This is a genomic window from Streptomyces sp. CNT360, from assembly GCF_000424785.1.
Genome location: NZ_AUKO01000001.1, coordinates 751,356 through 766,079, shown reverse-complemented (window position 1 = coordinate 766,079; position 14,724 = coordinate 751,356). Strand labels below are relative to the sequence as shown.

Annotated in this window: 9 protein-coding genes and 3 pseudogenes; 5 read left to right on the top strand and 7 right to left on the bottom strand. The window is 68.6% G+C overall.

The annotated features are described in order from the left end of the window. The first annotated feature begins 293 nt into the window (after positions 1 to 293). The 3 genes and pseudogenes from H297_RS34200 to H297_RS41040 all read left to right on the top strand — a co-directional run. Complete coding sequence (locus H297_RS34200; protein WP_051351440.1) at positions 294 to 1,904, top strand: MFS transporter; 1,611 nt, start codon at positions 294 to 296, stop codon at positions 1,902 to 1,904. Between the two features lie 37 nt (positions 1,905 to 1,941). Next, a complete protein-coding gene (locus tag H297_RS0103320) occupies positions 1,942 to 3,972 on the top strand; it encodes an AAA family ATPase (protein ID WP_027735896.1) in 2,031 nt (676 codons plus the stop codon). Positions 3,973 to 4,385: 413 nt separating this feature from the next. Next, a pseudogene (locus tag H297_RS41040) lies at positions 4,386 to 4,572 on the top strand (DUF255 domain-containing protein); the annotation flags it as partial. 528 nt (positions 4,573 to 5,100) lie between these two features. On the opposite strand, the pseudogene H297_RS34195 reads toward H297_RS41040, so the two are convergent. Then, positions 5,101 to 5,665 (bottom strand): annotated as a pseudogene (locus H297_RS34195) (Uma2 family endonuclease). A 229-nt stretch (positions 5,666 to 5,894) separates the two neighbouring features. Here H297_RS34195 and H297_RS41035 point away from each other — a divergent pair. Continuing rightward, positions 5,895 to 6,041, top strand: a pseudogene (locus tag H297_RS41035) (DUF255 domain-containing protein); the annotation flags it as partial. 33 nt (positions 6,042 to 6,074) lie between these two features. On the opposite strand, the gene H297_RS0103300 reads toward H297_RS41035, so the two are convergent. From H297_RS0103300 to H297_RS34190, 6 genes are read right to left on the bottom strand one after another with little or no spacing between them, the layout of a single operon-like run. After that, positions 6,075 to 6,305, bottom strand: a complete 231-nt coding sequence (locus H297_RS0103300; RefSeq protein ID WP_027735895.1) for a hypothetical protein — start codon at positions 6,303 to 6,305, stop codon at positions 6,075 to 6,077. After that, entirely contained in the window at positions 6,305 to 7,036 is a 732-nt protein-coding gene (cas6e, locus tag H297_RS0103295) for a type I-E CRISPR-associated protein Cas6/Cse3/CasE (protein WP_027735894.1), read from the bottom strand. The genes H297_RS0103300 and cas6e overlap by 1 nt, the downstream gene beginning before the upstream one ends. After that, positions 7,033 to 7,872, bottom strand: a complete 840-nt coding sequence (cas5e, locus tag H297_RS0103290) for a type I-E CRISPR-associated protein Cas5/CasD (RefSeq protein WP_027735893.1) — start codon at positions 7,870 to 7,872, stop codon at positions 7,033 to 7,035. Before cas5e ends, cas6e begins: the two co-directional genes overlap by 4 nt. Further along, the gene (locus H297_RS0103285; RefSeq protein WP_078513694.1) at positions 7,869 to 9,224 is read right to left on the bottom strand and encodes a type I-E CRISPR-associated protein Cas7/Cse4/CasC; all 1,356 of its coding nucleotides are present in this window, start codon (positions 9,222 to 9,224) and stop codon (positions 7,869 to 7,871) included. Before H297_RS0103285 ends, cas5e begins: the two co-directional genes overlap by 4 nt. A gap of 4 nt (positions 9,225 to 9,228) precedes the next feature. Then, positions 9,229 to 9,828, bottom strand: coding sequence for a type I-E CRISPR-associated protein Cse2/CasB (gene casB / locus H297_RS0103280; RefSeq protein ID WP_027735891.1), 600 nt, complete (start codon positions 9,826 to 9,828; stop codon positions 9,229 to 9,231). Then, a complete protein-coding gene (locus H297_RS34190; protein WP_051351439.1) occupies positions 9,821 to 11,401 on the bottom strand; it encodes a type I-E CRISPR-associated protein Cse1/CasA in 1,581 nt (526 codons plus the stop codon). Before H297_RS34190 ends, casB begins: the two co-directional genes overlap by 8 nt. 56 nt (positions 11,402 to 11,457) lie before the next feature. On the opposite strand from H297_RS34190, the gene H297_RS0103270 reads away from it, so the two are divergent. Beyond that, a complete protein-coding gene (locus H297_RS0103270; RefSeq protein WP_078513693.1) occupies positions 11,458 to 14,478 on the top strand; it encodes a CRISPR-associated helicase/endonuclease Cas3 in 3,021 nt (1,006 codons plus the stop codon). The last annotated feature ends 246 nt before the right edge of the window (positions 14,479 to 14,724 follow it).

The window sequence follows — 14,724 nt, the reverse complement described above, 5'->3', positions numbered from 1 at the left end:
TTCCGGCGCCAGGCGTGATCGGCGGTCAGCGAGCGGGACGCTGACCGCCGATCGCATCGGCGCCCGCGCCTGGAGGCAGAAAATCCGCCGAGTCGCAATCCGACGCGGGTGTGAAATTCTCGGCCGGTAAATCCGCCGGAGGCATAAAACTATTCGAACCGCAAATCCAATGCAGGCATAAAGCCGGTTCGGTCGCAACAGTCTTGACAAGGGCCAGAAACTTGACAGTGTTGTTGGGGCTGTTTAGAGTCCCCGTCGTTCAGGTTTCTGCCGACCGAAACTCAAAGGTGTTCATGACCACGCCGCCGACGCTGCCGAAATCCAGGCAGCGTTTGATTCTCGCCACTCTCATGCTGTGTTCACTGCTGATTTGGCTGGAGAATACTGTCCTGAGTACGACGCTGGAGACCCTTGCGGACCCGGTCCGCGGCCTGGGCGCCGACCCCGGTCAGCTGCAATGGGCCACCGGCGCATACACCCTGGTCTTCGCCACGCTGATGTTCACCGCGGGCGCGCTGGGCGACAGTTTCGGCCACCGGAACGTCCTGGCAATCGGTCTGGCGGTCTTCGCCGTGGCCTCGATGTGGGCGGCGTATGCGGGTGATGCGAATCAGCTGATTGCCGCCCGGGCCGCGATGGGCGTCGGCGCGGCGCTGATCATGCCGGCCAACTTCGCGATCCTGTTGTGGACTTTCACCGGCCCCGGACGGGCCACCGCGATCGCCATCTCCTCGACCTCCACCGGTGTCGGGATGGCGGCCGGGCCGGTCCTGGCGGGGCTCCTGCTCGGCAAGTTCTGGTGGGGTTCGGTCTTCCTCATCAACGTGCCCATTGCAGCCGTCGCACTGGCGGGTGTGGCCCTGCTGGTCCCCAATTTCCGCAGTCCCACGGTACGGCCGCTGGACCCGGCGGGAATCCTGCTGTCGATCAGCGGACTCGCAGCATTGACCTACGGTCTGATCCGCGCGGGGCAGGTGGACACCTGGAGCCGCTGGGACGTCTGGGCGCCGGTCGCGGTCGGGGTCGTGTTGCTGGCGACTTTCGTGGTCGTCGAGCTGAGGGCCAGGACGCCGAGCTTCGATCCGCGGATGCTCGCGCAGCGGATGTTCGGCGGCGGTAACGCATCGATGCTGCTGCTGCTGTTCTGCGTGGCCGCCATCACCTTCTACAACGCCTTCTACCTGCAGGGCGCGCTGGGCTACTCGCCGATGAAGGCCGGCCTGGCCAACGTCCCCACCGCGGTCGGCGCCGCCGTGGGCGCCCCCCTGGGAGCACGCCTGGTCAGCCGGTGGTCGCTGCGCCCCGTCGCCCTGCCGGCCCTCACGGTCGCCGCGCTGAGCTTCGGTGCGGTCGGGTTCCTCGGCGTGCACACCCCACTGGTCTGGATCGAGGTCCTGCTGCTGGTACAGGGTCTTTCCGTCGGTCTGGTGATGGCCCCGGTGACCGGGGCACTGATCAGCAGTCTGCCGCTGGAGCAGTCCGGCGCCGGGTCGGCGGTCACCAATACCGCGCGGCAGGCCGGCAGCGTGATCGGGATCGCTGTCGGCGGCACGATCATGTCGATCGCGTATCGAGGCGCGGTCGAGCCCGCGGTGGGCGATGTGCCGGCGGCGCACCAGGACAGCGTCCGGGTGTCCGCGGAACAGGCCCGGCACGTCGCCGCCACCCTCGACCGGCCCTCCCTCGCCCAGGCCGCCGACCGTGCGTTCATCCACTCCATGCACGTCGGCGCCGTCTGGATCATGATCATCGCCCTCATCGCCACCGCCGTACTGGTCATCGCTCTGCGCCCGACCGGAAAGAAGAAGGCCACGGCACCGGAACGGGACCAGGAAGTGGCCCGCAGCCCCGAGCCCCGCTCCACCGTACAAACCGAAGGATTGCCCGTTGTCGGAAATGAATGATCCCGCTGCGCGTGCGGTTGCATTGGAGCAGGATTATGTGGCCTCCGTGTACAAGTTGCTCACCGAGCGGCTTTCCGAGGCGCGCGTCCAGCGCGCGAGCGTGCTGAAGGCCCCGGCGGACAGCCCCGAAGAGGCGTATGAGAGAGAGAACACCGCCGAGCGTCTGGCCAAGGAAATCCGCCAGCTGGAGGGCGCCGAAACAGGGCTGATTTTCGGGCGCATCGACTGGGCGGACGGCATGGCTCTGCGCATCGGGCGGATCGGGCTGCAAACGGAGGAGGACGACATCCCTCTGCTCGTGGACTGGCGCGCCAATGCGGCCCGGCCCTTCTACGAGGCGACCCCGGTCCACCCGATGGGCCTGCGCCGCCGCCGGCACCTGCGCATCGAGGAGCGCACGGTCACCTCGGTGAGCGACGAGCTGCTGGACGGGTCCGTCCCGACCGACGAGGACGTCGTGGGGGACGGCCCGCTGGTCGAGGCGCTGTCGGCACGGCGTACGGGCACGATGCAAGCGGCTGTCGCGACGTTGCAGGCCGAGCAGGACGAGATCGTCCGCTCTGCGCACCGCGGGGTGACCGTGGTGCAGGGCGGGCCCGGCACCGGCAAGACGGTGGTCGCCCTGCACAGGGCGGCCTACGTCCTGTACGCGTTCCCCCGCGCCGCGGAGGAGGGCGTCCTGGTGGTGGGCCCGAACACCCGGTTCCTCGACTACATCTCCCAGGTCCTTCCCTCCCTCGGAGAGAACGACGTCGTGCTGGCGACCCTCCGGGAGCTGGCCGGCGTGTCCGCGGACACAGCAGGCCCCTTCGAGACGGCGCGTCTGAAGGGCCGCTCCGACCTCGCCGATGGCCTGGCCGGCCTGCTGCGCGTCCACCAGGCCCCAGGCGGGGACTTCACCGTACGGGTCGGACCGGAACGGGTCCGCCTGCCCGACGAGGAGGTCGCCACGGCCCGCAAGGCCGCCCTGGGCGCGGCATCGGGGCACAACCCTGCGCGCCAGGCGTTCAAGGAGCTCTTGGTCGAGGCCGTCACCGACGCGATGCAACGGGACATGGGCGACCTGCTGGAGCAGATCGACGCCGACGCGGAGAAGATGACGGGCCTCGACCTCGACCGGTTCACGGGCGCCGCCCAGCGCCGTGCCGAGGGTGCGGCCGACGCGGGTCCGGTCCACGAACTGGACCTGGACGCCCTCCGGGCCGATCTCCTCGCCGACGCCGACGTCGACGCAGCGGTCGAGGTGTTGTGGCCGCGCCTGGTGGCCGGTGACCTCGTCAAGGCGCTGCTGACGGACGCCGATGCCCTCGCGGAGCACCTGCCCCGCCTGACCGCGCAGGAGCGCGCCCTTCTGCTGCGCGGTCCCGGGGACCCGTGGACCGACGCCGATGTGCCGTTGCTGGACGAGGCCGCGAGCCTGGTCGACGGCCCCCCGGAGCGGACGTACGGGCACGTCGTCGTCGACGAGGCGCAGGAGCTGACCGCCATGCAGTGGCGGATGATCGTCCGCCGCTGCCCGGCAAAGGCGATGACGCTGGTGGGCGACTTCGCCCAGGCGGGCCCGGTCGCGACGGCACGCGACTGGAAGGAAGCGCTGAGCCCGCACGTCCTCCCACGGTTCAAACTGCACAACCTGACCGTCAGCTACCGCACCACGCAGGAGATCCTGGACAGCGTCCGCGACCTGCTCACGCGGATCGCTCCCGACCAGAAGCCCACACGGTCCCTGCGAAGCGGTGAGCCCCCTCGCACCGTGACCACACCTGCGGACGGGATGGCCGCGACCGTCGTTCAGGAACTCCGCGCCCAGAGCACCGAGCACCCGGACGAGCTGCTCGGGGTGATCTGCGCCGACAGCAGGGCGAGCGAGCTGGCGGCGGCCCAGGGCATCGCTGACCACGCACGCGTCGTCCCGGCGTCCGAGGCCCGCGGCCTGGAGTTCGACGGCGTCGTCGTCATCGACCCCGAGGAAATCAGCACGGCCCGCCCCGGCGGGGAAAGGGACCTGTACGTAGCTCTGACCCGGGCCACCAAGCGCCTGTGCACCGTCACCGTCCAGCCCGGCTGACGGCCCGGCTCCGCACATGTATCGGCGTTGCAAGCCCCCGCGGGCGGGCCGTCCGACGAGCGCGACCCTGTCCTACGTCCGGTGGTGACGGAGCGTCATGAGAGGTCGTCGACATCCGTGAGAGATGTCGACGAGCTTGTGCAGACGGTGTTTTCGGGACTGTCCCCGCTGGTCGTCGAGGACGTGGCCGACGAGGCCGAGCGGATCGTGCTGCGGGCACGGACTCCGCGGAACACGGCAGCCTGTCGGAACCCCGTCCGGGCGGGAGCAGAAGTCCATCGTCCGCAAGAGTGCCGGGTACGAATGGGGCGGCCCGTGTCCGTCACGTGATGGCCCACCAGCGCGAATCGGTCGGCGGGGCAGGGCTTGCGCGCAAGCCGTCAGGGCAGTGGCGCTGTGAGAGCCTGGATCGTATGAACCGCCTGGCTGGCGTGACCTCGCCCTACCTCCTCCAGCACGGCGACGCCCCGGTCGACTGGTGGCCTCGGACACCGGAGGCCTTCGAGGAGGCGCGGCGGCGCGATGTGCCGGTGCTGCTCAGCGTTCGGATACGCCGCCTGCCACTGGTGCCACTGCATTAGACAACCAGGTAGCTCCGACCTGGTGTGTTCACAGGAAGCGCCAGTATGGCCACGTACGATGAAGAACTGAGCCACAAGATCGACGCTTGGATCCGGGAGCAACTGACGGCTTCGCCGAAGTGAAATACCGATCACTACTTCGCCGTCAGGCAGCACCTTGAGGGCCAGGATTTCGTCCGCCGCTCGCGCGGAGAGCACAGCACCGGAGCGTTCAGCTCCTACGCAATCTCCGGATCACCTCCGCTCGCGCGGAGAGCACGCACTCGTCGCCTCCATGGACAACGAGGCCCTCGGATCACCTCCGCTCGCGCGGAGAGCACGCTTCCTGACCTGCAGTGTCAGAGGGGCTTTGCTGTTTCTTTGCCGGGGAGCGTGCTTGGCCGTGGGGCGGTGGTAGGCGTGGCATGCACTGTAGGCGGCGTCATCGTTCAGAGGATAGGAGCGGCTGGTCAGCTTGTCGTGGCAGAGCGAGTTGAGCGGTCGTTCTGCGCGATTGAGGCCAGCGCCGGGATCGTTGCGGTGCTGACTGTGGTCGGCTCTTGATTCCTCACAGGGTCCCGAGGTCGGCCGTGGCGGAGAACGGGGCGGTGGCTCTCACGGTGCCGGTGAAGATCTCGCCGTCCCGGTAGGTCGTAATGGCGGGGTCGAGAACGTAGGTGTAGACGATCGGGAGCCGGTGGCGGCCTGCTCGATGCGCCAGTAGAAGGGGATGCCCGCCTTGGCGTACTGGTCCACCTTCACGATCCGGTCGGTGGTCTCCGAGCCCGGCGACACGACCTCGACGATCAGGAGCACGTGCTGGGGCGGGTGGGCGTGAGGTCGATGGTTTCCGCGCGGTAGACGATGACGTCCGGGCGGCGGTTGGTGAGCGGAACGTCCTGCAGGCGGACGTCGAAGTCCGTGTCCGCGTTCCAGTCCGGGCCTGCGGCGGCGTCCAGGGCGTTGGCCAGGATGCGGGCCAGCCGATTGTGGCGCTTGGAGGCGCGCGGGCTCACGACGACCATCCCGTCCACGACCTCGATGCCGGCGCACTGTTCCTCGGACCAGGAGTCGTACTGTTCCGCGCTGATCTGTGTATGCATCCACGCGGGCGCCACCATCTCGGCGGTCATGGTGCACGTCCTTCGAGAGGCCTCGGCAGGTCCGGGGCTGCTGCATCAAGCCTACTGTTCCGAGGCGTCGAGCCGCCCGACTCGGAGGAAGGTCGTGAAGAGTTCGATGGCTACTCCCAGAGGAATGGGGCGCCCACCACGTGATGGCGCATAAGTGCAATTCGGCCAAGCGAGGTGGGCTCTTCAGTGCCTCGCTGGTCACGCCTGGTGCTGTGAGAGGCTGAATCGCATGAATCGGTTGGCTGGCGTGACCTCGCCGTATCTGCTTGAGCATGCCGACAACCCCGTCGACTGGACACCGGAGGCCTTCGAGGAGGCGCGGCGGCGCAATATGCTGGTGCTGCTCAGCGTCGGATACGCCGCCTGCCACTGGTGTCAGTGAACTCATTAACCCAGTAGTCGGCGGTGCTCACACCTCTCTGATGATCACGCGGTTCCCGCAGAGCTTCGACCAGTCGTTGTGTGCCGGTTCCAGGACGACCACCGGGGTCGCCACGCGGAGCGCGAGGGCGGCGAGCCCGTCCAGGGCGAGCTGGTGCCCGACGGCCTCGGCGAGGTAGCAGGACAAACCCGGTGCTCGGTCGTGGAAACCCGCTCCGGGCGTGGCGGCCCGGCCGTGATTCGGCGGATCCTGCTCCATCAGACACTGCCCGGGGAACGAACCAGAAGCAGTCCCGCACCGTAGGAGCGGGCCCGGCCGACGCCGTTGGCAAGGGCGTCGACGAATGCCTCGGGGTCGGTCACGGTCAGCTCCCCCTTCAGCTCCGCGCGGCCGATCCTGGCGCCCTGGTGCTTGGCTGTCAGGCTCAGCTTGGGCAGCATGCGCACGACCATGGAGTCTGTCACCCCGTGCGCCCCGATACGACGAACACCGAGGGGACTCACACGTTCCTCGCCCTCGGCCTGGAGGCGATCGGCAAACCACCGCCGGACATGACCGGGGGTCGTGTCGGACAGCCGTTTACGGGGTGCGCGGTCGTGCTCGCGCGTGCCACGCTGGCGCGTGGGGTTCACCACGATCCGGAAGGCGTACGCCTCTCCGGCGCGGACCGCCATGTCGACCGGCAGGGTGGTGATGTCGTCGGTCAGAGCCGCTCGGGGGACGAACGACCAGTCCGGCTGGACGCGGGACTGCACGATCAGGACCAGCCTGTTGTTCTTCAGGTCCAGTGACCAGACGTGCAGGATGCCCATCTGGGCCCGTGGGTCCGGCTCATTCGGGGTGATCCACCCGTTGAATCCCGACATCACCAGGCGATGCATGATGTGGGGGTCGAGAACGGCCTTCTGCGCCAGAACATGGCGGGCGTCGAGGTGGAGGACGCTGTGACAGGCCACGAAGCGTGCGATGGCAGTGGAGGCCGTGGTCATAGCAGGTGCTCCCATCCGATGGACTGGCCCGGTTCGATGTACACGCGTCGTTCCCAGCGGGGCGCGTAGCTGCGGTGGGTGGGGTGGAAACTGACCGGCTGGTCGTTGATCCTTGAGGCGCCAGTGGTGCCGGGTGCCACCTCGACCCAGGTCCACGGCTGTTCGGAGGTGGCCTGCGGGAGCAGGCGGGCGGCAGCGAGGACCTCCTCGATGCACCCGGGGTGTACCCCACCGGAGATCTCTCCTGCGGGCGGGCAGGATTTCCGTCCGAGCCAGAGGAAGCGCCGAGGCTGTTCCAGAGCCACGGCCAACTCGTCCAGCATCTGCTTGTCCTCATGCTCGACCGCCGCGACGAACTGGGCATCCGCGAGGTAGGAGCGGTTGGTGATGATCGGGTTGCGGTGCCCCGTCCGGGGGAGGAGCTGGCCACTGTTCGGATCGGGGGCGATGCCCTTGGGCGCCCCGTACCACCCGCCGACGGAGGGGCCGGGCATGACGCCGAACGCCCGCCCGGGCATGTTGTCGAAGAGGGGAGCCGTCGTCCGGTTCAGCCGGTGGTCGGTGATCAGGTCACGAGGGCGAAGGGGATATCGTCCACCGCCGACGGTGTGGTAGTCCTCCACTGGGGTACCGGGCCGGTCGGCACGCACTGCGAACCGGAGTTCGTCGAGCGGCGTGATCGGATCCTCCCGGTTGAACCCGGCGGCGGCGGCGAGCAGCCCGATGAAGCCTGACTTGGTGGGCCTGAGGTGTGTGTCCCGCTGGTCGAACCGTGAGCTCAGCCCCCAGGACTGGAGAGGGCCGGCCAATCGGGCCAGGAGTACGTACGAGCTCACGGGGCGGTCATTTCCTCGACGGAAACCGCCTCGGTGGCGACGAGTGCCCCTTCCTGGCCTGCGAGTTCAGTCAGCAGCTCTTGGATGCCCAGGTCGTAGGTGAGGACGCGCCCCCCGCCGATGTCGAAGCGCTTAAGGGTGACCAGACGGTGCTGCGCGAGGAGCCTGCGGGCGGCCGCAAGAGCGACTCCGCCCCCTGCCCGCTCGTCGATCGGCGATTCGAAGGCCGCGGCGTAGTTGAACGGGCGCGCCCCCTCGAAGGCCAGGACCAGCTTGGGTAGGGAGCCCGTGGAAGCGGTGGTGTTCTTCTTCGCGTGGGGCATGGCGTCGACAAATGCCTCTACGAACTGGCGCTCCGCCGCGCGGGCGGCCTCGTCCACTTCCTCAGGTGGCATCCCGCCGGCCGCCAGGTTGTTCCGCAGCTGCACCCGGTCCAGTGCCGCGTGCCGGTAGAACGTCCCCGAGATCAGGGACTGGTAACCGGTCATCCCCGCGCCCGCATCGTCCGCCGCGTCCAGGAAGTCCAGGGCGTTCGCCTTGCGCCGGACCTTGGCATCGTCCGCGGCGCTGTAGAAGTCGTCGATCTGGTTGGCCCTGTGCACGGTGAAAGCGGGGCCGGTCATCACAGCACCGTCCACATTGGGTGAGTCCGCGATCTCGGCGAGGAAGCGCCCGTACAACGCGATGTCGATGGCGTCCCTGGGCGCGAGTGCCGTGAGCACCCCGGCACGTACCTCCCTCGGCAGGGGAGGGATGCGCTCCTCGCCTGCGCCCCCCTCGCCATCGGCCGGCGACTCGGTTTCCGCAGCCGCCCGCTTCCTGCCCCGGGAGCTGCTCTTTGCCTCCTCACGTGCGGCTTCGAACTCCTTGACCCACTCGGCCACGACGTCCCGCTTGGCGTCGATGGAAGCGGCCAGCTTCTCTCCGGCGTCCTCGGGAGCGAAGACCAGCACCTTGGTAAGGTCGCGGGTGCGTTCCTTGTCCCCGAACTTGAGCCCCACGCCCTCCAGAACGGCCTTGGCGGTCGGGAGGGCTTCGCCCCGCTCCCAGCCCAGAGCGCAGAGTGCGTCGGTGGCGAGAAGTGCCCACTCGCGGGTGCGCATCCCCATCGTGTAGCCGGCCAGCGCCCCCTCGCCCGCGTTCGCACGGTCACGGCCGAGCGTTCGTTCCGCCCGCCGTCGCGCCTGCGACGTGATCAGGTTCCGTGTCTCGCCACCGAACGGGATGATTTTCGCCATCCCGTTCTCATCGCGGACCGGCAGCACTGCCACCAGGCTTTCGAGCGCGTGGAGGGAGAGGAACTGGTGGCAACCGAGCTGTTCGTACACGGCGTCGCTGCGAATGATCGTCACGTTGTCAGTCGTTCCTCTTCGAAGGGAAAACGGGGGTGTAGAAGTCGCGGGCCCAGTCGTAGGCGACCGACCCGCCGGGTGACCGCCACTTCGTGAGGTCGTCCGCCAGCCGCGCCCAGGACGGGGGCGTCACGTCACAGGCGCGGGCGCGCTCGATCGCGTGCTGCAGGTGCCGCAAGGGGAGCTCGTGCGAGGCCACCAACCGGTCGAGGAGCCGAGTGGCCCCAGGATCATTGGGGCCCCTTCCGCCCGGACTGCCGATACGGCGGAGCGCGCGGCCTGTTGACCCTGAGCCGGAAAGCGCTCTGCTCCGGCCGGCATGGAAGCGCGCGAAGAGGAACGCCACCTTTTCGTAGGCGAGCCGCTGCTCCTCCTCCTCTGCGAAGTTGGCAGCGATCAGCCTCGGCTCGGTCAGGGCTTCGGGCCGCCTCAGGTCGGCGAGTGCACCGGTGTCGTGCGACCACACCAGGCGGCACAGGTAGCGGCTGAGCTGCTCGGACCGAGGGCGCTCATGAGTGGCCGTGCCCTTGGGCGCCCCAGCTACGTCGTCGACACTCTCCGCGATCAGGGCCTGCAGTTCCGGGGGCAACTGCGGATCAGTCATGGGGATTCCCCTTGAGGTAGGCGGGGCACTTCGTGGCATTCAGCATCTGCTTGAGCCGCATCTCGGCCTGGATCCGGGCCCTCATCCCGCGCTCGCCGGGCGGCAGCGAGGCCAGGCGGGACCGCAGGGCGTTCCGCATGGTCGTCCGGATCTCCCGTCCGAACGCTTCCAACGGCCCGGCGTCGGGTCGTTGGTTCGCGTTCACCGCGTCGAGCAGCGCGTGGAAGGGAGCGGCGGCCCCGGCCCACATCTCACGCGATCCGTTGAACCGGGCAGTCTGCGGCTTTCGGTCCGCCGGCTTGGCATTCGGGTACGCCGCCTCACGGGCGGCGACCGCCGCCGACCACAGCGCTTTCGCCGCGTACTCGCACATCGCCGATCCCTCGTCGGCCGCCCACTTCAGGTCGACCCGCAGACTCGACGTGTACGGGAACGAGTCCGACACCCACCTGACGGCGGCTGACTTGCGAGAGACGAGTCCCACTGCCCACAGGCTCACCGACCTGTCGGGCAGGTCGGCGAGGCGGTCGTACAGGTCCGCGCCCTTGGTCCGGTCCGCGGCCGACGCGTACAGCGCGTGAGCCTCTTGCCAGACCGCCCGGTCGACACTCGGGCGCAGCGGCCCTTCGTAGTTCCCGGACCGCGTCAGCACGGCGTCCTGCAAGTACGCAGGGGGCAGCGGGGCGAGCAGTTCGCCGGCGGCCATCAGCACCCGGTCGACCATCAGCCGACCGTCGACCAGAACGGGTCGCAACAGGATCGACCTTCCGAGGAAGGAGTGCAGGTCCGCCCGGCCGTCGGGGAGGCGCGGCTCCTTCCCGGAACGGAAGGTGCGCCGGCGTCGGCGCCCGTCCGTCCAGGAGTAGTTGAAGGTCGGCTGCGGGTCCCTGCCGGGGACGAGGTTCAGCCGAAGCGTGTCGCCGAGCGTCGGCCCCATCGCGATCACCCGGATACGGGAACCGAGCCGCCCGACGGCCTGGTAGGTCAACTGCGGCCCCCGCCAGCCCGCTTTGGCCATCGCCCTGCCGCCGAGACCGTAGGCGTGCTGGGCGAGCATCGCCCTGAGCGCGACATCCGGCCGCATCGGATCGGGGTCGTGCAGATGGGACTTGTCGAAGAACTGGTTGTAGTCGCCTGCGCGTTCGATGACGAGCTGTGCATGCCCCACCCCGTGGCCGTCGAGGAAGGGCGCGAGTTGTGCGTTCTGTCCCAACGGCCGCTCCGGATGGAAGAGGTCCCATCGGTCGTCCGGCTCACCAGCAAGCCAGTCGGCTGCCGGACTCAGCGACTCCTGGCCCTCGACCCAGTGGCTCCACTCCTCGGGCGAGGTGGGGACGTGATCCGACGAGTAGAGGATCGCCAGCAGGTACTCGAAGACGGCGACATCTTCCCCCGCGGTTGAACCCGAGAGCGCGAGGACCCGGTCCGCGTTGCGCAGGAGATCCACCAGGCTCATCAGCCTGACGACAGCTCTGCCGGAGGCTTCGTCCACTGTCAGTGCCGGCTGGCACGCTTGCGTGCGTGGATCCCACCGCCATACCGGATTCGAGGCATCGCCTGAACCTCGGTACATCGTTGTCGGCTGATCATTTGGCATGTGTCGGACGCTAGCAGTGGCGGGGTGATCAGATGAGGGATTCCCGGAAAATCGGTCTCGGGTGGATACTTATCTGGGGCAAGACGGACCGGCGTGGAGTCAGTGACCGCCGTGGCGAGGGGAGTTGGAATCCGCTGCTCGCTCACATGCTCGATGTGGGCGCGGTCACAGGCGAGTTGTGGGACAACTATCTCGCACAGCCGGTACGTGACCGTCTCGTCGAGGCCCTTGGCGCCGGAGACGAAACGGTGGCGCGGAGGAACGCCATGTTCTACGCCGCCTTGCACGACCTGGGCAAGGCGTCCGTCGGCTTCCTCCACCAGTTCGGCAGGGGGCGCTGGGTCCGCTCGCGGATGCGACAGGCCGGGAGGACGTGGCGCGCACAGGCGCGTGCGGCAGGACTGCCTCTGCCGGAGGAATCGGGATCCGCCCCTTGGGTGGGGCACGAGCACGTCACGGCCCATCACCTGCCGCGCCTGCTCGGCTGTACCTGCCGACACTGCGGAGGCAAGGGTGAGGCGGGCCGCGGCCGTGGTCTCCACCGCATGGCGCTGCTCCTGGGCGGCCACCACGGCCACATTCCCCACCTTGAGACCGTTCACAGAGCAGCTCGCGCGGCTCGGCCGGACGGCTGGGACCCGTACTACCGGCACATGATCGAGACCCTTGCCCGCTTGTTCGGAGTCGACCTGGAACGCCTGCCCGAGCGCACCACCCTCGAACGCCCCGTGTCACTGCCGCTGTTCGCGGGTCTGGTCGTGATGGCCGACTGGATCGCCTCCGACGAGACCCTCTTCAACTACCGCCTCCTCACTCAGACCGTGGAGCAGTGGTGGAAGGCTTCGCAACGGCAGGCGGAAGCCGCTCTTCGCAAGCTGCGTCTGCACTCCTGGGTGCCCGGACCTGCGGAGTGGGCAGAACTCTTCCCTGAGGCACCCGTCCCCCGCCCGTTCCAGGCCGCTGCCATGAGGGCCGCGCCCAACGACGGCCCCGCGCTGGTGATCGTCGAAGGTTCCACCGGGGCGGGGAAGACAAGCCTCGCCCTGTGGTACGCCCATCATCTCGCTCGCGTCAACGGCTACCACGGGCTGTACGCGGCAATGCCCACCCGAGCAGGGACCGATCAGGCTGCCGCCGAGTACCTCTCCTTCCTCACCCGAGCATTCGGCACCCCTACGGACGTCAACTTGGCGATTGTCCACAGCACGGCGGAAGCCTCCCCGGCCGTCCATCGGTTGCTCGACGCCGGGAAGCGGAGGTCTGGCCGCGAACGTGCGACCGATTGTCTGCCGTTCATCGAGGACACCCTGTCCTCCGCGGACGATCCGGAGCCGCCAGGCCGGCCCGTCCTCGACCCGTGGTACCTCCGTAGGTGCCTTGGCGTGGTCTCCACGTTCGGTATTGGCACCGTGGATCAGGTCGTCCTGGCCGCCCAGGCGTCAGAACACTGGTTTCTCCGGCTCTTCGGTCTCGCCAACAAGACGGTGATCATCGACGAGGCCCATGCATACGAGCTGTTCCAGGAAAGGCTCCTGGAGGCCGTTGTCAGCTGGCTCGCGGATGCCGGAGCCTCGGTGGTGGTGCTCTCCGCCACCCTTCCGAGCGGCGCCCGGCAGGCTGTAGCCGACGCCTGGTGCCGGGGCCATCGTGCCCAGCCGCGTCCACTCCGGGCCGGGGGTCCCGTCACTCTGATCGACCGAGGGGGCCGAGTCACCGGTGTGCGACCCGACGAGGCACCCGCTCCGCAGCACACCCGCCTGGACCTCGTCCGTGACCCCGGACCGGCAGCACTGGCCGACCTCATTCTCCGCGAGGCCGCCGACGGAGGGTGCACCGCAGTGATCCGCAATCGGGTCGACTCGGCCCACGATCTCTACTCCGAGGTATGTGAGCGGGCCAGCAAGCGCGGTTGGCGACCCGAAGAAGTGGTCCTCCTGCACGGGAAGTTGTTGCCACGCGACCGTCTCTCCCTGGAGACACGGCTGCGGGATGCTCTGGGGCCGGGAGAAGACCGCACCCAGCGCAACCCCGCCCGGCCGGAGCGCCTCCTCGTGATCGCTACGCAGGTACTGGAACAGTCCCTGGACCTGGACTTCGACCGTCTCTACACCGACCTGGCCCCCGTCGACCTGCTCATCCAACGCCGGGGGCGCCTACACCGACACGCCCCCAACCAGGCCGGTCGTCCGACCCCCTTGCGTGAGGCGCGCATGACCGTCCTCCACCTGCCCGCCCCGGACGGCCTTCCCCTGGTAAGCCCTCCCACCGAGAACAGCCCGGGCAACTTGGACGCGCACGTGTACGCGCCCTATTCGCTGACGATGTCCTGGCACCTCCTCAACGACCTCGTCAGCACCCCGTCCACCTGCGTGTCCTGCGCGGGCGAACGAAACCCGGAACGACAGGACGGAGCCGCCTGCTTCGATGCCGCGCGAGACGGCGCCTCGCTGATCGAGAGGGCCTACCACCCGGCGCCCTTCCCCCGCACGCCCATCGGCTCCTTGCTCAGAGCCACCTGGGAACAGTGGCTCGATGACCTCAGCGACCATGACAACACTGCCCACGCCCGCGCCCTGTACCCCTACGGCCTTGACGGAGAGCCGACGGGGGTCGAAGCCCTGAAGAGCGGCGAGGCGCATGGCAAGGGCGATCGCAGCACCGGCGCACTGTCCGCACGGTCGCGTCTGAGGGAACCCGGCACGGCGGTGGTCGTCCTCTTCCGCCAGAGCCCCGGTGGCGGGAAACCGTTCTACAGCTACGACCCGGCCGGTGAACTGGCCGCCGATCTCGGCGACCACAGTGCTCAGCACGACCAGGAGGCTATTGACGCTCACCGGGCTCAGCAACGTGAGTTGCTTTTCAACTCCAGTGAAATTCCGACCAGTTGGCTCTCGCACCTCTCGCCGGTCTCCGAGTGGCCGCCCTTCTCCGACAGGCCGCCTCTGCGGAACAGGGCTGTGATCGTTCTCGATCCCCGAGGTCGATGTCTCAGCGGGCCGAGAGGGCCTATCGCCTACACCCCCACACGGGGCCTGCACCTTGTGAGGCGCTAGCGATACGCTGCCCGTCCCTGTTCCCGCTCAACCGCAGGGATGGGCCGGATATACCGAGGTTCCCGGCTCTCTTCTCCCCGCGCCAGCGGGGCCTTCGGGCGATCGGAGCAGCTGAGGGCCGGCCGCGCGGGTCACCCCATGCCTCACGGGCTCCGCGAACTCGCCCAGGCCCTGTCCCCGATGCCTCAGCCCTTCGCCCTGGGGAGCGGGGCGGGCACTGCGCAGAGGAGCTGAGGGCTCCCTGGC

Coding starts and splice junctions, on each gene's coding strand:
- casB (WP_027735891.1), bottom strand. CDS start 9,828: ATGACTGATCCGCAGTTGCCCCCGGAACTGCAGGCCCTGATCGCGGAG.
- H297_RS34200 (WP_051351440.1), top strand. CDS start 294: ATGACCACGCCGCCGACGCTGCCGAAATCCAGGCAGCGTTTGATTCTC.
- H297_RS0103300 (WP_027735895.1), bottom strand. CDS start 6,305: ATGGAGCAGGATCCGCCGAATCACGGCCGGGCCGCCACGCCCGGAGCG.
- cas6e (WP_027735894.1), bottom strand. CDS start 7,036: ATGACCACGGCCTCCACTGCCATCGCACGCTTCGTGGCCTGTCACAGC.
- H297_RS0103270 (WP_078513693.1), top strand. CDS start 11,458: ATGAGGGATTCCCGGAAAATCGGTCTCGGGTGGATACTTATCTGGGGC.
- H297_RS34190 (WP_051351439.1), bottom strand. CDS start 11,401: ATGTACCGAGGTTCAGGCGATGCCTCGAATCCGGTATGGCGGTGGGAT.